The organism is Dongia soli (genome assembly GCF_034044715.1).
GTDB classification, from domain to species: Bacteria; Pseudomonadota; Alphaproteobacteria; order Dongiales; family Dongiaceae; genus Dongia_B; species Dongia_B soli.
Genome location: NZ_JAXCLW010000002.1, coordinates 399,661 through 420,427, shown reverse-complemented (window position 1 = coordinate 420,427; position 20,767 = coordinate 399,661). Strand labels below are relative to the sequence as shown.

Sequence of the window (20,767 nt, the reverse complement as noted above, 5' to 3'; positions counted from 1 at the left end):
CGATTCAACTGGCTTGAAGTATGTGCTTCTGCAGTAGCATAATTCAAATCGCTATTTGCTATATGAAACATAGATGACTTCTATAAATCACAGCCAGTTGCGGGCTTTCCACGCAGTTGCCACCGAGGGCAGCTTTACCAAGGCTGCCAATATGTTAAGCGTCACCCAGCCGACGCTTTCGGGGCAGGTGAAAGCGCTTGAAGATCAATTCGGCGTTCGCTTGTTCGACCGTCGCAAGCGGAAGATCGAACTCACCGATATCGGCCGTAATCTTTTCGACATCACCTTCCGGTTGTTCAGCCTGGAATTGGAGGCCGAACAGGTCCTGACTTCCGCCCGCGGGCTGAAGCGCGGTCATCTGCGGATCGGGGCCGATGCGCCTTACCATTCGATCCCCTTCCTGGCAGCCTTCCATCGGCGGTATCCCAGCCTGCGTCTCTCCATGTCGATCGGCAATTCCGAGAAACTCGTCGCCGATCTGCTGGATCAACGTTGCGAGGTTGCCATCGCCGCGAACGTACCGGCGGATCCCCGGATCTTCAGCCTGCCCTTTCGCCAGGATTACCTGGTCGCCTTCGTGGACCGGGCGCATCCCTGGGCGAACAAGCGCCAGATCGATCTCACCGACCTCGCCGGCAAGCGCCTGGTCCTGCGGGAAGCGACATCCACCACGCGGCGCACCTTCGAGGCAGCGATCGATGCCGCCGGCATTACGATCGGCGAGGTCCTGGAGATCGGCAGTCGAGAAGCGATCCGCGAAGCGGTTGCCGCAGGACTGGGGATCGGTATTGTTGCCAATTCGGAATTCGGCGATGACGTGCGCTTGAAGGCGTTGGAATTTGCCGGTCCGCTGATGCAATCGATGGAATATGTCGCTTGCCTGAACGACCGGCGGACGACGCCTCTGGTCAAGGCATTTCTTGATATCGTGCGGGAAAGCATCGCCGATGGAAAAGGCAGTCGCTGACCGGACGCAAGTTGTGGGGCTTCAATGAAGCGTAATATGCGTGGGTCCATTGGATTCGTTCTCCTCCCGCTGCTGCTGGGCGGCATTGCCCATGCAGCAACGGCGGACGAGAATCCTGCCATTTGGCAACGGATCGATAAGAACGGCATCAAAGCCAGCAATGTGGAAATGGGGCCCGGCAGCGTGGTCGCGATCACCTGCCCTGCCGAGACGACACTCGCGCAACCAAGGCTGATCATTCAGATCCAGAAATTGCGAAACTCGTTTTTTGACGAGAAGCACATCTACAACCTGCGCGTGGCGGTGAACGATTACCGCCAGGAATTCGGCATGAAGGCGATGAAAGGCTATTTCGTTTTCGAAGCCAAGGACATCAATCAACGGCTCCAGTTCAACGAACTCGTCCAGGAACTGGCCAAAGCCTCGGCGGCTGGCGCGGATATGGCGCAGATCGCACTCTCCAGTTTGGGATGGCGCGGTGAAATGCCGCTTACCGGTGCCGACCGCGCCTTGCCTGGATTGATGGATGGCTGCGATCAGTGATTAAGCAAGTCGGCCGATCGGAATGATCTCCTTGGAGGTCGGCATGCAGGCCCCGCCCTTCCAGTCGCCGAGCCAGCGCTCGATTACCAGCCCCGCCTCGTCGAACATGCCTATGAGCGTTTCCCGCGCCGGAAACGCGATCTTCGATCGAGCGTGATAACGGCGGCCATCCCCGATCACCTCGTAATAGGTATCGTAAGTGACGATGTCGGTTTCCGGGTCGTGATGGACATCGTTCCAGGCTTTGACCTCGCCGGCTTGCGGATGCTGGAGGAATCGCTCGGATTGATCGGGGGTCCATTCGAGCCATTCCCGGCAATGGGGATTCCGTGTGTCGAAGATAAATCGCCCATTAGGGGTGAGATGCTCGGCGATTGTCAGCAGTACGGCTTTCCGGTCCGCATCCGTCAGAAAAACCTGGAAAGCGTGGCCGGTCAGCAGCACGAGATCGAACCGGCGGCCGAGCCTGACGGTCCGCGCATCGCCTTCGACCCAATTGACGCTTTCGCCGCCCGGCCGGCGCCGCGCGACATCAAGCATCGCGCCGGCCGGATCGACGCCAGTGACATAGCGACCGGCGCTCAGCCCCGCAGCCAGCCGACCGGTACCGCAGCCAAGATCGAGAACGGATTTGGCTTGCTTGGCGAGATCGCGACAGTAATCGCAATCAGCGGTCCAGTCGTTTTCCAGGTCATAGAATTGAACCAGATCGGGATCGATATACAGGCGATCGCCGGACAAATTGTTCGTGGCCATTGCTGAGGCGGTTCCGATAGCGGCGGGACGGATGCTGTTGAGAACCGCTTATACTTAAAACGGCCGATAATGGAAATGCTTCACCCGCCGCTGATCGCCGTCAAGATGACGACGTCCGACCCATCTGCCAAAGACGTCTGCAACGTGGCGCGCTCCCCGGCAACGAAAATGTTGATGTGGCGCCGGATCGACGGGCGGGAATCGCAAAGGCGGTCGCGCATGCCCGGCCAGCGGTCGTCCAATGCATCGATGGCGTCTTTCACTGTCGCCGCCTTCAACCGGACCTGTCGCGGCGCATCTGGAAACAATCGCCGCAAAACCACCGGCAGCGTCACATCGATGATGGGTAGGGTCTGCTCCGGCATTGCATTCAGACATCCACCACCAGCGTTTCCACCGAATAGACGGGCGGCAGATGCTGCGCGATACAGGACCAGCGATCGCCTTCATCGGCGCTTGCATAGAGCATGCCCGTATTTGTACCGAAATAGACTCCGACCGGATCGAGACGATCCGTCGCCATGGCCTGCCGCAAGACGCCGAAAAACGTATTTTCCTGCGGCAAACCTTCGCGCAAATCTTGCCAATTCTTGCCGCCGTCGCGGCTACGCCACACCGCCGCCTTCGCATCCGGCACATAGCGGCCGGCAATATCGCCATTCAAGGGCAGCAGAAATACAGTTTCGGGATCGCGTGGATGCACGGCAGCGGGAAAGCCGAAACTCGACGGCAGGCCGGTTTCAATGCTTTCCCACTTCTGCCCGCCATCCTCGCTGCGATACATGCCGCAATGGTTCTGCTGATAGAGCCGATTGGGCTTGGTCGGCGCCATCACGATGCAATGCACGCATTGCCCGTATTCCGGATAACGCTGATCCTCGGGTAGAAAATCGGCCCGTGTGCCGCGATTACGAGGCTCCCAGGTCGCGCCGCCATCTGCGGTGTAGAAAACACCCGCTGCCGAAATGCCGACCCAAATTTGCTTCTGATCCTCCGGATGCGGAATGAGCGAATGGAGGATGAGACCACCGCCGCCTGGATGCCAATCGGGCCGTGACGGATGCGCGCGCAAGCCGGCGACATGTTCCCAGGAAAGCCCGCCATCGGCGCTGCGGAACAGGCCGGCCGGTTCAACACCGGCATATAAACCATCGCGACCACGCGCCAGGCTCCAGACCGATTTCACGGGCTCCTCGCCGGCGGCATAAGCCAGCCCTTCGCTGGAATGCGTCCAGCTCTCGCCAAGATCCTCGGATTTCCAGACCGCCGGGCCGAACCATTCGTTCCCGCCACCGCCATAAATGACGCCGCGCTCCTCATCGGCAACGACATGATTGATCGGCCAGGTCTCGCAGAAGGGTCCGCGTAATTTCCAGCTTCGGCGGTGCGTGTCGCTTTCGAGGATAAAGGCGCCTTTCTTGGTGCCAAGCAGGATAAGTACCTTCCGCGTCATGAGAGCTCCGTCACTTCGGCAGGTGAACAAACGGCCGTTCAGGCCTGGGCAATCAATAAGGACTGGACTTTTATGTTGATATCAACATTATAGAAGAATGTCAAACCACGATGCGCTTCCCTTTCAGATCACCCTTCAGGTCCGTGATTCCTGCCTTTGCCTTCACGTACAGCGCGCCGCGCGCGCCTTAGCTCGGCGCTTCGACGATGCGCTACGTCCTGTGGGTCTGACCAATGGGCAATTCTCGCTGCTGATGTCCCTCAACCGGCCCAGCCCACCCAGCATGAAGGAAGTTGCCAGCTTGCTGGCGATGGACCGCACCACCCTCACCGCCAATCTGAAACCCCTCGAGCGCCGCCAGTTGGTCACTATAACCGTCGATGATGCCGACCGACGTAGCCGGCTCATGACGCTGACACCTGCCGGCCAAGCCCTGTTGGCGGCGGCCTATCCAATCTGGCAACAGGCGCAGAGTGCTTTGGAGAAACGGCTCGCCGGCACAGATCTGGACCAGCTTCGGGCGGCATTGATCGCCCTGTCCTAGGTCACGCTGTTCGTGAAATGCTCAGCGCAGGCGCGATGGGCTAAGTTCGCCCGCCAGTTCCAGAATTGGCTGCGCCACCAGCGCCAAGTGGCTGTTGATGCGCTTCAGATCTCGCAGGATATCGAGATGCAAGCCGCTGGTGGCGATGCTTTCGATGCGGCCGCTACGTAGGCGCTCAAGATGATTTTCCGCCGCCGTTTTTTCCAGTTCGCGGAATATCTGCTTCTCTGCAAACAGGCGACGGGCCATGCTGAGATCGCTGGACATGAAGACATTCATTGCCAATTCCAGATTCTCGTTGAGGCGCTGATGAATCTCTTCGATCTCGCGCGCTCCCTCCTCGGAAAACTTGAGCGCGTATTTCACCTTCTTGGCGGCCAGTTCCATGAGGCTCTTATCGAGAATATCGCCGATATGCTCGAGATTGGTGATGAAGGAAATGAGATCGATCACGCGCCGATGATCCCTTTCATTCATTACCTCGCGATTGATGCGGGTTAGATAGAGTTTGATCGCCTCGTTCAGCCGATCGATGTGATTGTCCAACGCCGTCACATCTTTGATCAGCTTGCGGTCATCGCTGCGAAAGACGTTCAGCGACATGGTCAGCATCTGACCCAGCAAATCCCCCATCCGCAAGGCTTCGCGAGCCGCATTGGCCAGTGCATCGGGCGGTGATTCCAAGCTGCCCTCATTGAGATAATGCGGCGTCGAGGGGTTATCGGGACGCGCTTGTTGCGGCAAGAACTGAGTCATGGCGCGAGAAACCGGCCCCACCAGCCAAATACCGCAAGCCGCCATGGCAAGATTGAAGACAACGTGAAAATTCAGCGTCTGGCGCAGCCCATCGCTTTGAAAAGCCGCGAGATGCGGCTGCACATAAGGAATAAGCGGCAAAGCGATGATCACGGCGCTCAAGCGGAAGGTCATATTGCCGAACGGCACCCGGCGGGCCTCGGCGGGCTGTGACCAGTTGGCCATGATCGGCATGATGTCGGAGCCGAGGTTGGCGCCCAGTACCATAGCCAAGCCAAGATCGATAGGCACCAGCTGCGCAGTCACGAAGGACGCAATCAGCAGAACGATCGCCAGGCTGGAGGTTGATAGTATGGTCAGCACGGCGCCGAGAATGACACCGAAAACCGGCGCCGACTGCATGGTCTGCATGATCTCCGGCAGGAGCTGCGCGTCACGGATCGGTGCCGCGGCAGCTGTCAGCAATTCGAGCGCCAGGAGGGCGATGCCGAGGCCGACGACGGCACGACCAAGATCCTTCAACTGCGTATTCTGGATCTTGTTGAACATGATCCAGCCGATCAGGATCGCCAGCGGCGACAACCACTGGAGCGGCAAGGTATAAGCCTGGGCAACGAAGCTGGTCCCGATATCGGCGCCAAGCATGATGGCGAGCGCCGCCGACGTGCTGAAGAGACCGCGCGAGGCGAAAGAAGACGCCACGAGACCGGTCGCGCTGCTCGACTGCAGTAGCAGCGAGACGATGAAGCCGGTGCCCATGGCACTGAAACGGTTCGACATCGAATTGCTGAGAAAATGGCGGAGCTGCGTGCCATAAGCGCGCAAGATGCCCGTTCGCACCATGCGCAGCCCCCATAGCAACAGGGCAACAGCCCCAAATAGGTGCAGCAGAAAAACCATTCTTCCTTACCTCTGAACAGTCAGCGCTGCGGACCGCAAGATGTCAATCTTCGCCACTAAATGCCCCACAAGACACCAATATCGTCATGAAAATGTAACATATATTTCCTGACGAGAGGTAAAGTTCGCAATCACGTCATTTAGATGGGGATGAAGGTCGCGAATCGGCAATACGCGATTCGGTTACAAGCGGGAACGCCCAGCCTGGACCCCGGTGTTCTTTCCGGTCATCGCATGCGCCAAGCCTGGCTACGGCGTTGGAGGCGTTTTGCCACCAGTGCCTGAATCCCGCGCAAGACGGCGGAGGTAGCGACGATCGTCATGCCCATGGCGCAGGCTTGCGCCGTATTACCGGCATCCTCCGTATTCAGGGCGGCAATGGACATCAGCTTGGTCTCGCTGGAATAGAGGAAGATCACAGCAGAAACCGTGGTCATCGCATTGACGAAATAATAGATTCCGATATCGACGATGGCCGGCATGCAAACGGGGACCGTGACGCGCCAGAAGGTCTTATAGAATGGCACCTTGAGCGAAGCGGAGACCGCCTCGAATTCGGCATCAACCTGTTTCAGCGCAGTCATCGCCGTCAGATGGCAAACCGTGTAGTAGTGGGTAATCGTATTCACCACCAGAATGGTCATGGTCGTATAGATGAAATTCAACGGATTGTTCGGCGCGTTGAAGAAAAAGATGTAAGCGAGACCCAGGACAACACCGGGCACGGCCAGCGGTATCATGGCGCAAAAATGTATAAGGTTGCGGCCCCAGCGGAAGCCGTTGCTCTTCTCCACCATATATGCGTTGACGAACACAATCGTCGTGCCGATCACGGCAACCAGGGTCGCCATGCGCAGGCTGTTGAAGTAGTCGCCCCATCCGCCGGTACCCAGTGCACCGAAATCATATTTCGACAGGGTCAGGGTCAGATTGTAAGGCCAGAATTTGATCAAGCTGCCGAAGGCGGCCATCCCGAGGATCGCTAGCAAAAACACCGAAACCATCAGGCAAAGCAGCAGAGAGAAACCGTCGACCAGCGACCGCGGCTTCGGCGTCAACGGCACGGCACGTGCCGTCAGCAAAGCCACTTGCTTGCGCTGGACAAGGCGATCTGCGGAGAAGGAGACGACAGCCGGCAACATCAGCATGAGACCGACAACCGCTCCCATATGGAAATTGAACTGGCCGATTACCTGCTTATAAACATCGGTAGCAAGAACGTTGTATTCACCGCCGATCACCTTCGGCACACCGAAATCGGTAAAGACCAAAGTGAAGATAACGAAGCCTGCACTGATAAGGCCATATCTGCAGCCGGGCAGCGTGACGGAAAAGAAAGTTTTCATCGGCTTTGCGCGCAACGCGTCCGCCGCTTCGTAAAGGCGCTGATCTGCCGTGGAAAGTGCAGTCACCAGGATCATCACGGCATGCGGAAAAGCGAAGAACACTTCGCCGATGATGATACCGATCGGCCCGTAGATGCTTTCGCCGAACAACAGCGATTTGAGCACCCCCTGATTGCCGAAGAGATAGACGAGCGCCAGACCGGGCAGCAAGGACGGCGCCAATAAGGGGATGAGCGCGATGGCTTTGAACAGGCCGCGTGCCGGCATACACGACCTAGTCAGGGCATAGGCATAGCCGAAGGCCAAGGCGAGCGTCACAATCGTGCTGATCACCGCCATCGAGACGGTATTTTCCAGCGACTGCGTCAACGCCGGATCCTGGAAATAGGCGACGAAATTCGCCAGGCCGACGAATCCGCCATTGGCGTCCTCAACGGATTTTTTCAGCAGCGCGTAAAGCGGCAGGACCACTGTGAGCATAAAGAAAACGCCGACCAGGACAAGGCACCCGCGCATGATGAAATCATCGCTGCTGGCCTTGGGCCGGATGATAGGCGGCTTCTTGCCTTCCGCGATCTCAGCCCGACGCGCGCGGGGAGCGGTCATCGTCATTTCAGCCATGGTGGTCTCCGCCCTTACCGGTGCTGATCGGATGTGAATAGACGCAACCGATCTTGCGGCAAGGCGACCGACAGACTGCGTCCCGGCGCCAGATCGAGATCACGCATGGCATTGATGGAGAAATCCGCCTGGAAACGGACTGCGTCATCCTGCAGGGCGGACAATTGCGCACGACAGAACGAGCCCAGGAACTCCAGCCCCTCGATACGCGCTTCCAGGACGTTCCCTTGATCGGGACGGATGCCGCGGACCTGCACATCCTCGGGCCGCAGGCAAAGATGGAATTCACCCTTCCCATATTCCGAAGCGTGGGGCACGACGATGTCGATATTGCCGATACGCAATTCGCCGGCACCCGAGGCTGCAGCCTTGAAGAAATTCATCTGACCGACGAAAGATGCCACGAAAGGTGTTGTTGGGGACCGGTAAATTTCTTCGGGCGTGCCGATCTGTTCGATGACGCCGTGGTTCATAACGACGATGCGATCGGCGATAGCCAAAGCCTCTTCCTGGTCATGCGTGACCATGATCGTGGTGATCCCAAGCTGCCGCTGCAAATGCTTCAATTCGGTGCGCAGATGCAGGCGGACACGTGCGTCCAAGGCGGAGAGCGGCTCATCGAGCAGCAGCAGGCCTGGCCACAAGGCAATGGCCCTGGCCAAGGCCACACGTTGCTGCTGGCCGCCCGACAATTGCATCGGATACTTGCGCTCCTGCCCGTCCAGGCCAACCATGCTCAGCAATTCTGCGACGCGGGCCTGCACCTCGCCACGACGCTTGCCGGTATTGACGAGGCCGTAGCCGATATTCTCGGCCACCGTCAGATTGGGAAACAGCGCGTAAGATTGGAAAACGATGCCGAAATCGCGCTTCGATGGCGGCAACGCGGAAATATCCCGCCCCCCCTGCTCTATCCGGCCGCTCGTCTGAATATCAAGACCGGCGATCGCCCTGAGCAACGTGGTCTTGCCGCAACCCGACGGACCAAGGAAGCAAACGAACTCCCCTTCATAAATGTCGAGCGAGATCGATTTCAGCGCCTGGAAGGCGCCGAATGATTTGCTTACGCTGTCGATGTGCAAATAGAGCTTGCGCGCGGAAGCCTCGGCCATCGCTCACCTCTTTCAACAGGAGACGTAGTCGCAATGAGAGCGATCGCGGCCGGATGGCCGCGATCCTTCCCATCGGTTCGCCGTTCGAGCCGATTACTTCGGCGCGTCCTTGGAGCCGTAACGCTTCTGCCATTCGGCGAGAATGCTGTCGCGATGTTCTGCCGCCCAGTAAAAGTCGTTCTTGATCAGCTTGTTGGCCTCATCAGCCGGATAGTTTTCCGGCACTTTGGCTTCGACATCCTTGCGCGCGAGCACTTGGTAGGAGTCGTTATACATCTTGTTCGCCTCGGCACTCGCGGCGAAATCGGCCAGCTTCTTGGCAGCTTCCAGATTCTTGGTGCCCTTCATGATACTGGTGGCTTCCATGTCCCAGCCGATGCCTTCTTTCGGCAGAATGACCTCAATCGGCGCCCCTTGGTTCTTCAACTGGACGCCAGGATAGGCAAAGGAGATGCCGACGACATATTCTCCGGCCGCTGCCGCTTTGCAGGGCTTCGACCCTGAATGCAGATAGGTGGCGATATTCTGGTGGAGCTTATCCATGTAGTCCCAGCCGCCCTTCTCGCCCATCATCTGCAGCCAGGCCGCAACGTCCAAAAAACCGGTACCGGAAGAGCCCGGATTTGGCATGGCGATATGGCCTTTATATTCCGGCTTCAGCAGATCGGCCCAGGACTCCGGCCTCGGCACGCCGGTCTTTTCGCCTTCGACCGTATTATAGCAAAGCGCACCCGCCCAAGCATCCATTCCAACCCAGGTCGGCTTGTCGGTCCGCGTATCCTTGAAGAGATCTTTGATCTGGTCGAAACCTTGTGGCTTGTAGGGCTCCAGCATGCCCTGCTTGTCCAGCAGCATCAGGCTGGTCGCCGCCAGGCCCCAAACGATATCCGCCTGACGGTTATCCTTCTCCGCCAGCAGACGCGCCGTGATGACTCCGGTGGAATCGCGCTGCCATTCGATCTTGATGTCGGGATTGGCCTTCTCGAAGGCCGCCTTGTAAACCGGCAGCTGTTCTTCTTCGAGCGCCGTGTAAACCTTCAGAACCGTTTCAGCTTGCGCGCCCGCGCTGAGAACGGTCAATGCAACCACGGCTCCCAGGGTGAGACCGCCGAGACGGCGGAGAAATAGGTTGGTCGACGTCATGTTTGTTGCCTCCAGATTAAGCGGTGCCTTTGCGGGCGGCCCTAACCTCTTCGAGGACCGGGACACTCCGATGACACTTCTGTTGTGAGTTAATGACATCATCATATTTCACTAGATTGCCACATTTTGCAACACACACCTTCCCATAGAGACAGTTATTGTCCAGTGAACGACGTCTCGTCGCTGATCCGCTATTTTTTAGGCTGATGGGAATTATACACCCGCAGCCGCAAGCCTATTGAGAACTCATTGCCAGGATGAAGGTTTTACAGCCTCAGAATAAAGCATCACGTCGATGCAAGGACACGGCTGCAACGACCAAACCGATCCGGAACACCTCGCTCAAATCCGGGAGCTGACGGAGGAAGAGCCTTCCGATCAGCACCGCAAAGGCCGGCAGAAGCGAAAGGAACAGCGCGAAGCTTGGCGCGGAATTTTGCCATGACCAATCGATCGAAGACATAACGAATGACCGACGACGCCGCGCGGCGCCGCGCCATACTCGACCAATTCTCGCTTAGGGTCAGACGAGGACACCAGTCGTGCCTCGTCGGACCCCACGCATTGCCGCTAATAGGCGATCATCGAGGCTGACAGAAGAAAGGCAGGAGACACTTGATGCATCCCCTGCCCTTCGTCATCAATGAAAAGAGATCGGTTACTTGTCCAGCCCTTCCAAGCCGGCAATATATTGTTCCAGCAGCGCCACACCATGCCCTGTCCCGCCCGCTGGGATCATCGGCTTCTCTTTCGAAATCAGCTCCTTCGAAGCGATATCGAGATGCGCCCAGCTATGACCATCAACGAATTGATGCAGGAGGGCGGCTGCATAAGCGGCATCGGCCTTATCGGCGTCCGGCGCGAACTGACGGAAATCGGCCATCGATGATGTAAGATCCTGCTCATAGGCCGGATCCAACGGCAGACGCCACAGACGCTCGCCGACCAATTGGCCCGCCTCCGAGAGATCTTGCGCCAACTTGTCGTCGTTGCTGAACAGGCCGGTGAAATACTTGCCGAGCGCCTGCATGACCGAATAGGTCAAAGTCGCCAGATCGATGATGCAGCGCGGGTTGAATTTCTGGGCCGCGTACCATAAAGCATCGACCAGGATCACGCGGCCTTCGGCATCTGTATCGAAAATCTCCATCGTCTTGCCGGCCATGGTGGTGACGATGTCGCCCGGTCTGAAGGCGCTGCCGGATGGCATGTTCTCGACCAATGCAACGACACCGACCACATCAATCGCCGCCTTGCGTTCCGCCAGCGCACGGATCGTGCCAATGACGGCAGCACCGCCCGCCATATCGCCTTTCATGGTTTCCATTTGCGCACCGGTCTTGATGCATAAGCCACCACTATCGAAGCAGACGCCTTTTCCAACCAATGCGACCGGCCTTTCACCCTTTTTCTTTCCCTTGGCGCCGTTCCAGCGGAGGACCAGCAGACGCGGCGGCCGCTTCGATCCCTTTCCAACCGCGAGAACGCCACCCATGCCGAGCTTGGCCATCGCCTTTTCATCCAGGGCTTCGACCTGAACGCCGAGCTTGGTCAATTCTTGCGCCCGCTCGACAAAAGTCTCCGGATAGATTTCGACTGGCGGTTCATTCGTCAGATCGCGCGCCAAGCTCACGCCATTCGCGACCGCATCCAGCCGCTTCGCGGCCTTGCTCGCCGCCGCATCTTCCGCCGTCACGAGACGCAGCGCCTTCATCGGCTTTGGCTCATCCGGGCGAAAATTCTTGCGGTATTTGTCGAAGCGGTAATTCTGCAGTTTCGCACCGAAGGCCAGATTGGCGGCGAAACTGCTTTCCTCAAGCTGCGTTCCCTTGGGAAGGTCCAACAAGAGGGTCGCCGAACCTTCATGCTCCGCCTGGAGATGAGCAACGATCGACGCGCCGATTTCCCGTGCTGCCAGTACCGATATTTCCCGCGGCTGCCCCAGGCCGACAATCAGCACGCGGCGCTGCTTCAGCCCGGACGGCGAAAGGACATCCAACACTTGGCCTTGTTTGGCGGTGAATTTCGGTGCCGACAGCGCGCGCCCCAAAGCCCCCTTACTTTCCCGGTCCAGCGCCTCGCCCAGGCCGATCAGCTCGCGATTATCGGCAACGAAGGTCACCAAGACCGTCGAATCCGACGGCGCCTTGAGCAGAAAATCGACTTTCATAAACAACCCCTCTTTTGAGATGTCGCGCCCTGGCAAAAGCTCATTGCCGCCAGGTCGCGACGAAATTCGCGGCGAGTCAAGCACATTGCTCGCCACGGGAAAAGAGGAGCCGTAGATGACGCAATCCGGCCTTCGGCCGCCTTCCCGGTGTTACCCCAGTGCACCGACGGAATGGATGACGCCGGCGCTGAGGCGTCGGATCAGGGTGTAGAGACCGGCAATGGGCTGGAATATGACCTCGTGCTCACGCTCATAGGTCTGATGCCAATCGCCGATATAGGTGGCCACATCTCCGAAATCGCCTTCGAATTTAACCGGATCGACTTTGGGAAAGATCATCCCCAGCTTACGCACCACATCATCGATCTCCAGATGGAAGATCTTCGACAGCAGCTGCTCCCGCGTCATGTCGTATTGATGCGAGAAATCGGGGATATGCGTAGACAGCATGAACAATCGCATCAGCAGCGCGATCCGCAGCCCATGGATGACTCGCAGGTTGAAACGGGCTTCCGGCGAAATTTTCGGCCGATCGGCATCGACCAAAGCGAGGCCATCGCGCAGATCCAGCATGTCCTGCTGGAACACCCGGTAGATCTTGGCCAGCTTTTCGTATAGCCCCTCTTCCTCCAGCCGTTCCGCAACCTTGCGCAATTCAGCCGCGCGATCCGGATCCTTCGCCTGATAGGCGCGGCTCAGCCATTGGCCGGGATCGAAAAGATCGATATAGCATTTCAAGGCTTCGAGATCGGTGAACTCCATCGCCCATTCGACCATGCCAAGCAGCCGTCGCATGCGGGGCGAATTGCGATAGGCACGCTGGAACCGTTCTGGATCCCGCATGATCGCTTGCCCGATGCCGCCCAAAGTATTTGCCAAGAACCCCAGTTGCTGCAGGATGCCGTTATGCGGAATGGCCCGCATCTGCGTTGGATGGGTGAGGTTGATGCGCGAGCTGACACCGTCATGTTGCCGCTTCAAGGCCCGCGATCCGCTCGGGAAAAGAAGGTTGGCACCGAACGCGTCCAGCAACACGGCATAATTCGGATCGTCCATCACCTTCTCGTTGAAGTGGCGGACAGTGATGAAGAATTCCTTGGTGAAATCCTCCTCGGCGACGTAGAGCGGGTCGGTATCGACGCCGTCGGTCGGCTGCTCAAGAACGTAATCGAGTATCCTGGCGATCGATGTGAAAGCGATCGATGGCGTGATGAAATGCAGATAGCCGTCACCGCCCTGGAAACTAACCTCTTCCTTTATGCGTACGCCGTTCTTGAGGAACTGATGCCGGCTGACCGGTGAGGCGACATATTCCAGCCGGGCCCTGAAGCTCTCCGGGTGACCGCCGCGGCCGATGGATTCGCCATGCGTGTCGAAGACCACCACCTCGATATCCTGGAACCCACGATCCCGCATCAAATCGGCCAGTTTCAGTCGCAGCCATTCCACCGACACCGCCGCCACCGTCTGACCGAGATGCCGGCCGGCATCGGAAAATCCGGTCTGGATACAAAGCCGGCCACGCTTGCGCACATAGTCGGCAAAGCTGGGATTCTGCAGACATTCGTCGATCACGCGGATGCCCCGCTCGAAAGCCTTGGTCGTCTCGAAAAGCGGCGAGATGTCCAGACGATGCTCGACACCGAACAATTTCGCAAAATAGAGTGCTGCAAGAAGAGTCAGCGGCGCTTCACATTCCGCAATCAGGAAGCGGATCGGCGTTGTTGTGTCGATATACTTCATCATCTGCGCAACGATCATGAAAAGGCGCTTTGCCGAGGTACGTTCCGCCATCACCGACGCAAAGCTGATGCTCATCGGCCGCACATCGGTAAGCAGACGGGAAATCGAGGCCAGATAGGTCCGCTTCCGCGTCGGATCGTCCGGCGCGGTCTCCATGTCGATTAGTTTGCGGATGGCGTTGTGAATCTGCACGGAGTTCAGGCGCACATGGGTATGCGCCATGCCCAGACCGTGATTACTGAGTTCCGCTCTTAAAAGCAGGAGTTTCCGGCGGATCGATGGCTTTTTCGTGAGATCGAGCGCACGCCGGACCAGCTCGAGAAGTTGTTCGGAATCGATCAGGCGCAGGTCCCGCCCATCATGCATCCGCTTGGAGATGCGCCGCACCTGCTCGTGCCAGGATTCTGCGGCGGCGCTATCGTCGCTGCTGAATATCTCCATCTCATCGGTCGCCTCTTTGATCGCCAGCGCGAGCCGGCTTTCCAGGAGCTCCAACAGATGCGATAATTCCACGCTCTGCTTTTCGCGGCCCAGATCGGTCCGCAATTCCTGGACCGCGGCGAGATATTGCTCAAGCTGCAAGGCTTGCAGCTTGAGGCGCTTGCAAAATGTATCACTCCATTTGATATCCGACCTGCCGTCGAGGTCATACCCCACCCAACTGCCGATGGTCAGCAGCTTTGGTGTCAGGCTTTCCCATTCCTGTGGGTACAGCTCAGCCGCGACATCAAACACGAGGTCATAGACCCGCCGCATCGCCCGCTGCATATTGCGGATCGCTTCGATCGAAAGAGTATGCTCATAGGAGAGATCGATCTTTTCCGGCGCCCGATGTTCCACCGCCCGGGCATAGCCGATGCGCCGATTGCGTTCGCTTACCGTCAGTGCCTTTCCCTCGGCATTTCGCGCAATCGCCAGCTCTGCCATGACGCGCATCATGCCCGTCGACTGACTGAAGGTTGGATGCGCCGTAACGACAATACCGAACAGCTCTCGTTCTAGGATCGTTTTGAATTCCGCAAAAGGCCGCAAATTTACCTTTCGCTCACGTTTGCCGGAGAGGCCCGCCGCCGGTTGTGCCAGACGCCGGATGGATTGCTTCAGCAAGGCCACATTTTTGGCGTCGTCGCCTTCGCCCAGATATGATCGCAGCCGATCGGCGCGGTGCTGAAAAGCCTGTACCGTCATTTCCTGAATGAGCGATTCGACCCCGCCATAGGTCAGGCTACCCTTGTCCAACCTTTTGATGATGTCGAGAGCCAGCAGCTTGACGGAATTGCCGAAGGGATTGCGTTCCCGCAAGGAGGCGAGATCGTTGAAGGCAGCCTCCAACTCATTTTCCACCTTGGCCGCATCGAAATTGGACGGGATTGGAAAGACCCGCTTTAGCGGCACAAGATCTGGACCAAGTGCAGAGAGCACACGGTCGGCATCCGCGACAAGTTTGTGCTTTTTCGTGTTGCCGCGCAGGTCGATGCGTTTTGGCGCCTTGCCGCCTTTAGCTATCCGCTGCGTTTTCGCCTTCGTTTGCTTTGCTTTCGCTCGCTCTGTCATCGCGTCACTCCGAAACACTCGTACAACAGGCACATTTGGCCGCTTTCATGGACATTAGAAAAACAAAAACCCGGTGCCGCAAGCTTTCGCCCGGCACCGGGTTTCTTTGACGATTCCCGATCAGGCGGCTGCTTTGCCCAGCGCCTTCAACATCGTGGTTCCCAATTCCGCCGGCGACGGGGCGATGGTAATGCCAGCTGAGCGAAGCGCCTCAATCTTTTCCGCCGCACTTTCGCCACCGCCCGACACGATCGCGCCCGCATGACCCATACGACGGCCCGGAGGTGCCGTTACACCGGCGATGAAACCGACGACCGGCTTCTTGCGTTTCGAATGTTTCAGGAAGTCGGCTGCTTCGTTTTCCGGCGTGCCACCGATCTCGCCGATCATGATGATGGCATCGGTATTGTCGTCGGCGAGGAACAGCTCCATGCAATCGGTGAAGCTGGTTCCATTCACCGGATCGCCGCCGATACCGACCAGTGTCGATTGGCCAAGCCCGGCCGCTGATGTCTGGGTAGCTGCCTCATAAGACAGAGTGCCGGACCGGGAGACGACACCGATTCGGCCCGGACGATGAATATAGCCGGGCATGATGCCGATCTTGCAACCACCTGGCGTGATGATGCCGGGGCAGTTGGGGCCAATGACCCGCGACTTGGAATGCACGAGTTCCTTGCGTACCCGCGCCATATCCTGCACCGGAATGCCGTCGGTAATCGCAACGATCAATTCGATTCCTGCATCGATCGCCTCAAGGATGGCGTCCATGGCATAGATCGGCGGCACGTAGATCGCCGAAGCATTAGCGCCCGTCTTTGCCCGAGCTTCCGCCACGGTGTCGAAGACCGGGAGGTTGAGATGCGTCGAGCCGCCGCGTCCCGGCGTGACGCCGCCGACCATCTGGGTGCCGTATTCGATCGCCTGCTGCGAGTGGAAAGTGCCCTGCGTCCCGGTGAAACCCTGGCAGATGACCTTCGTATTCTTATCAACCAGAATTGTCATGCTCAGGCCCTCCCCACATGATTGTTATTGGCACTTCCCTGGCCATTGACCGCGGCGACGATCTTATTGGCAGCATCCGATAAGGTGCTGGCCGTAATAATCGGTAAGCCCGAGCCCTGCAGAATTTCCCGGCCGAGATCGACATTCGTTCCTTCCAGGCGCACGACCAGCGGTCGGTCGAGGCCGACCTCCTTGGCCGCACCGACGATCCCCTCGGCAATCGAATTGCAGCGCATCATGCCGCCGAACACATTGACCAGGATGCCTTTCACTTCGGGATCGCTGAAGATCAGTTTGAAGGCACAAGCCACGCGCTCCTTGGTCGCGGCGCCGGCAATATCCATGAAATTCGCCGGCTTGCCGCCGTAGAGCTTGATGATGTCCATGGTCGACATGGCAAGGCCGGCGCCATTGACCATGCAGCCGATATCGCCCTCCAGCTTCACGTAGTTCAGGTCGTGGCGTGCAGCCTCGACCTCCAGCGGATCGGCCTCGTCATTATCGCGCAGGTCTTCGATATCGCGGTGACGGAACAACGCGTTGTCGTCGAAGGTCATCTTCGCATCAAGTGCGATCAGCTTATTGGCCTTGGTCACGACCAGCGGATTGATCTCGATCAGGCTGGCATCGTTTTCGACGAAGGCCTTGTTCATCGCGACCAGCAGCCGCACGAATTTGTGCACTTCGCGGTCCTTAAGCCCCAGGCCGAACGCGACCTTGCGCGCGTGAAAGCTCTGCATCGGCGTTGCTGGCGGCAAAAGCACCTTGATGATCTTGTCCGGCGTGTTGGCGGCGACCTCTTCGATGTCCATCCCGCCTTCGGTCGAGGCGATGATGGCGATGCCACCGGTCTTGCGATCGATCAGCTGAGCTACATACAGCTCCCGGGCGATCTCGCTGCCCTGTTCGATATAAACGCGCTTGACCTCTTTGCCCTCGGGCCCGGTCTGATGCGTCACCAGGCGCATGCCCAGCATCTTGTCGGCGGTAGCGACCACTTCCTTCACCGAACGGCAGACCTTTACGCCGCCGGCTTTGCCGCGTCCGCCGGCATGAATCTGGGCCTTTACCACCCAGACCGGTCCATCCAATTCCTCCGCCACGGATTCAGCTTCCGCCGGTGTATGCGCGACATCGCCACGAGGCACCGGCACGCCATAACGCCGCAGGATCTGTTTCGCCTGGTATTCATGAATATTCATAGCAACCCCTCCCCAGCCCCTTTAAAGCGGGCTGTTCATCCTTCGCCTTGTCGTGTCGAATAGGGGGACGTAGAGCGGGATTTCCGATGCGCAGGCATGGCCAGCGGCTACGTCATTCAACACGACGATGTATAGGTGCGCGCCGCCTGAAAGATCCCTGGATGAACCTTGGGGGATAGTCCCGGCTTTGCTCGCTTCTATCACCCGGCACGCGATCACTCTGGTCGCGCGATGAATGACGCCATAACGCTATTTTTTAACTCGGGCCCGAAACGCGACCTCCCGATCGCGTGCTATCTATCTTATTTCATTGACTCTTCTCGGATGTTCTAATTTCGACTAGGATCGTGGCGAAAACGTCACGCGCTTTGGGAGCCGTTGGGAATACAGGCGGAAGCATGTCTCTAACACGCTGCAATCCCTACGGCTTTTTACCGACGGTCAGATCGCGCCAACAATTTTTGGGCCAATTTGTCGCAGCTTTTCTATTGCTGATATCGCTCGCCGCATGCGCGACGCGCAATCCCAATCATTCTATGCCTTCGCCATCGTCTGCCCTCACCGATCAAATGATCGACCAGCTTTATCGGCAAAAGGCGAGCCCCGGCCTTACCTGCGTTCCCTATGCACGTAACCGTACCGGCGTGGCGCTTCGAGGCGATGCTTATACGTGGTGGGATGGTGCCGAGGGCAATTATCAGCGCGGACATCTGCCGCAACCCGGCGCCATTCTCGTTCTAAGCCGGACAGGACGCCTGCAGTCGGGCCATGTCGCTGTCGTCTCGCAAGTCGTGAGCGCCCGCGAAATTCTCGTTGATCATGCCAACTGGGTTCCCGGCGAGACGATCACCGGCATGCCGGTGGTCGATGTCTCTGAGCAGAACGATTGGACAATACTGCGTTTCTGGTACGCGCCGGCGCGCAGCTTCGGCAGTCCTTATGCTGCGGAAGGTTTCATCTATCCGGCCGCCGTGCCGCCAGCCGGCCCACCGGCAATCGGACCTGACCCTATCGCCGAGCTCATCCGCGATCAGGAATAACCGCAACGTCACGGGTAAGCAAACCGGCCTGGCGCAGCCAGGCCAATGTATCCGTCAATGTCTGGGCCAATGACCGCGTCTTCCAGGTCAGTTCCCGATGCGCCTTGCTGCAATCGAAGGCCATGGATGTGCGTGCCAGTTTGACGCCGGTGAGAGGCGCCACCGGCGGCTTCTTCGTGATATCCGCGATGCTTTCGCTGATGAGCGCGGAGAGATAAGCAATACCATACGGCACTTTCCATGTCGGCATCTTGAGGCCCGTCAGTCGAGAAATCTCTCGCAGCAGATCGCTCAAGCTCAAATTGTCGCCACCGAGAATATAGCGTTCGCCGATCCGTCCCCGCTCCGCTGCCATCAGATGCCCCATCGCCGCATCCCGTGCATCGACCAGATTGAATTCGCAGTCGAGATAAGCCGGTGTCGTTCCGTTGAGGAAACCGAGCAGCATCTTGGTCGGTGGCGTCAGCAAGAGATCGCCTGGGCCGAGCGGCATGGTGGGGTTGACGATCACCACCGGCATGCCACTGGCCGCAGCGGCATGCGCAGCTTCCTCGGCGCGGAATTTCGAACGGCAATACGGTCCAGGCATGTCCTCAATCTGCAAGCGGACAGTTTCGTCAATCAAAGCGCGGTCCGAATTGCGCCTGGCTCGCGCGCTTTTCAGAATGGATTCGGTCGATGTGTGGACGAAACGCTGCAAGGAAAGCCGCCCTGCTTCTTCCAACATGCGACAGGTACCGACGAAATTGACCTCATTGAATTGGGCCGGATTCGGCATCCAAAGATTCGGATTGCCGGCCAGATGGAAAACCCGGTCCACACCATCCATTGCGCGTTTGACGATATGCGGATCGGTGATCGAGCCGTTGATAACTTCGACATTCCCCACTGCATCGCTGCCGCCGGGCCAGGATCGTAAATCAAGCACCCGGACGGCATCGCCCCTGGCGCGCAAAATTTCCACCAGATGCCGGCCTATAAATCCGCATCCCCCCGTCACTAAAGACCTATGCGTCATCGCCCCCTACTTTCCATCTTGTTCTTCATCCGGCATGATCTGGCCGAATTTACCTTGGCTGTCAAAAGTAACAATGGCGATGAGACAATGGCTCCAGAACAGGCGGTTATGGCGGAAAGTCTTACTTTTCGGATGTCTCTGCCTACCCGTTCTGCCACGGGCGGCGAACGCACATGAAGCCATTGAGACCACCCCATCGGCGATGCTGGTCACCGATTTGTTTGAAAACGTGATCGACGTCACTTTTCCGGAATCACCTGGCGGCAACCAGGATAAGCCCCACCGGATCGCGGCGATTCGTCGATATCTTGCAGAGACGATTGATGCGGACGGCATCGCGACCTTCATTATGGGCCGTTATAGCCACAACATCCCGGCATCGGACACGCGCCGGCCGGCGGACGGATTGCTGGATTTCGCGGCGATCTCTCTGGCAACAATGGGTAATGCCCAAGCCAAAGCGGCAAACAAACAGCTCGCTCACCCGCGCCCTGTGTTGTCGATCCTGAACATGACGGTCCGGCCCGATCAAACCCGGCTGGTCGCGACCGAGCTGACCTTGCCCCAAGGCCAGGTCCTGCCGCTGACCTGGGAGATCCGGGCTCAGCCGGACGGGCTGCGAATCGAAGATGTAACCTGTTTCGGCATCAGCCTCCGCCTCATGCTACGAAGTGCCGTCGCGAGCGCGGCGGCTGAACGCCCCGAAGAAGCGAAGGACCTGGGACATTTACTGACGTCAACCGTTCCGCTGAACGACGCCAGAGGCGTCAAATTGGCGCCGTAATTCCCTTATATTCCGGCATGACTTTCAATCGCCGCTCTGCTATGACCCAAGAACTTTGTCATCCAGAGATACTAATATGCTGAAAAGATTTACTTTTCTCTCCTTACGCT

Annotated in this window: 17 protein-coding genes; 5 read left to right on the top strand and 12 right to left on the bottom strand. The window is 58.1% G+C overall.

From position 1 onward, the window contains the following. Positions 1-73: 73 nt before the first annotated feature. A complete protein-coding gene (locus SMD27_RS08435) occupies positions 74-967 on the top strand; it encodes a LysR substrate-binding domain-containing protein (protein WP_320507926.1) in 894 nt (297 codons plus the stop codon). Positions 968-1,003: 36 nt separating this feature from the next. Continuing rightward, positions 1,004-1,510, top strand: a complete 507-nt coding sequence (locus tag SMD27_RS08430) for a hypothetical protein (protein ID WP_320507925.1) — start codon at positions 1,004-1,006, stop codon at positions 1,508-1,510. Here SMD27_RS08430 and SMD27_RS08425 read toward each other — a convergent pair whose 3' ends face one another. From SMD27_RS08425 to SMD27_RS08415, 3 genes are all read right to left on the bottom strand, one after another. Beyond that, positions 1,511-2,266 carry a class I SAM-dependent methyltransferase gene (locus SMD27_RS08425; protein WP_320507924.1) on the bottom strand — a complete coding sequence of 252 codons (756 nt, stop codon included), beginning with the start codon at positions 2,264-2,266 and terminating at the stop codon, positions 1,511-1,513. Positions 2,267-2,346: 80 nt separating this feature from the next. Then, positions 2,347-2,631 carry a MoaD/ThiS family protein gene (locus SMD27_RS08420; protein ID WP_320507923.1) on the bottom strand — a complete coding sequence of 95 codons (285 nt, stop codon included), beginning with the start codon at positions 2,629-2,631 and terminating at the stop codon, positions 2,347-2,349. A 5-nt stretch (positions 2,632-2,636) separates the two neighbouring features. Next, a complete protein-coding gene (locus SMD27_RS08415) occupies positions 2,637-3,719 on the bottom strand; it encodes a WD40/YVTN/BNR-like repeat-containing protein (RefSeq protein WP_320507922.1) in 1,083 nt (360 codons plus the stop codon). A gap of 97 nt (positions 3,720-3,816) precedes the next feature. On the opposite strand from SMD27_RS08415, the gene SMD27_RS08410 reads away from it, so the two are divergent. Further along, the gene (locus tag SMD27_RS08410; RefSeq protein ID WP_320507921.1) at positions 3,817-4,263 is read left to right on the top strand and encodes a MarR family winged helix-turn-helix transcriptional regulator; all 447 of its coding nucleotides are present in this window, start codon (positions 3,817-3,819) and stop codon (positions 4,261-4,263) included. Between the two features lie 21 nt (positions 4,264-4,284). Here the strand turns inward: SMD27_RS08410 and SMD27_RS08405 are convergent, their stop codons facing one another. From SMD27_RS08405 to sucC, 8 genes are all read right to left on the bottom strand, one after another. Beyond that, on the bottom strand, positions 4,285-5,919 hold the full coding sequence (locus SMD27_RS08405) for a Na/Pi cotransporter family protein (RefSeq protein WP_320507920.1): 1,635 nt from the start codon (positions 5,917-5,919) through the stop codon (positions 4,285-4,287). 227 nt (positions 5,920-6,146) lie between these two features. Next, the gene (locus SMD27_RS08400; RefSeq protein ID WP_320507919.1) at positions 6,147-7,886 is read right to left on the bottom strand and encodes a putative 2-aminoethylphosphonate ABC transporter permease subunit; all 1,740 of its coding nucleotides are present in this window, start codon (positions 7,884-7,886) and stop codon (positions 6,147-6,149) included. A gap of 14 nt (positions 7,887-7,900) precedes the next feature. Continuing rightward, positions 7,901-8,998: a putative 2-aminoethylphosphonate ABC transporter ATP-binding protein gene (locus tag SMD27_RS08395; protein WP_320507918.1), complete on the bottom strand. Its 1,098-nt coding sequence runs from the start codon at positions 8,996-8,998 to the stop codon at positions 7,901-7,903. 93 nt (positions 8,999-9,091) lie between these two features. Then, on the bottom strand, positions 9,092-10,141 hold the full coding sequence (locus tag SMD27_RS08390) for a putative 2-aminoethylphosphonate ABC transporter substrate-binding protein (RefSeq protein ID WP_320507917.1): 1,050 nt from the start codon (positions 10,139-10,141) through the stop codon (positions 9,092-9,094). Positions 10,142-10,799: 658 nt separating this feature from the next. Next, a complete protein-coding gene (locus SMD27_RS08385; RefSeq protein ID WP_320507916.1) occupies positions 10,800-12,311 on the bottom strand; it encodes a leucyl aminopeptidase in 1,512 nt (503 codons plus the stop codon). Between the two features lie 150 nt (positions 12,312-12,461). Then, a complete protein-coding gene (locus tag SMD27_RS08380; RefSeq protein WP_320507915.1) occupies positions 12,462-15,608 on the bottom strand; it encodes a phosphoenolpyruvate carboxylase in 3,147 nt (1,048 codons plus the stop codon). A gap of 120 nt (positions 15,609-15,728) precedes the next feature. Continuing rightward, positions 15,729-16,613 (bottom strand): succinate--CoA ligase subunit alpha, encoded by an 885-nt coding sequence (gene sucD, locus SMD27_RS08375; protein WP_320507914.1) that lies wholly within the window; start codon positions 16,611-16,613, stop codon positions 15,729-15,731. 2 nt (positions 16,614-16,615) lie between these two features. Continuing rightward, on the bottom strand, positions 16,616-17,815 hold the full coding sequence (gene sucC, locus SMD27_RS08370; protein ID WP_320507913.1) for an ADP-forming succinate--CoA ligase subunit beta: 1,200 nt from the start codon (positions 17,813-17,815) through the stop codon (positions 16,616-16,618). Positions 17,816-18,351: 536 nt separating this feature from the next. Between sucC and SMD27_RS08365 the strand changes: the two genes are divergently transcribed. Then, positions 18,352-18,855, top strand: a complete 504-nt coding sequence (locus tag SMD27_RS08365; protein WP_320507912.1) for a CHAP domain-containing protein — start codon at positions 18,352-18,354, stop codon at positions 18,853-18,855. On the opposite strand, the gene SMD27_RS08360 is transcribed toward SMD27_RS08365, so the two are convergent. Next, positions 18,836-19,819, bottom strand: a complete 984-nt coding sequence (locus SMD27_RS08360; RefSeq protein WP_320507911.1) for an NAD-dependent epimerase/dehydratase family protein — start codon at positions 19,817-19,819, stop codon at positions 18,836-18,838. The genes SMD27_RS08365 and SMD27_RS08360 overlap by 20 nt on opposite strands. Here SMD27_RS08360 and SMD27_RS08355 point away from each other — a divergent pair. After that, a complete protein-coding gene (locus SMD27_RS08355; protein WP_320507910.1) occupies positions 19,710-20,657 on the top strand; it encodes an ABC transporter substrate-binding protein in 948 nt (315 codons plus the stop codon). The two genes, SMD27_RS08360 and SMD27_RS08355, sit on opposite strands and share 110 nt — an antisense overlap. Positions 20,658-20,767 lie beyond the last annotated feature (110 nt).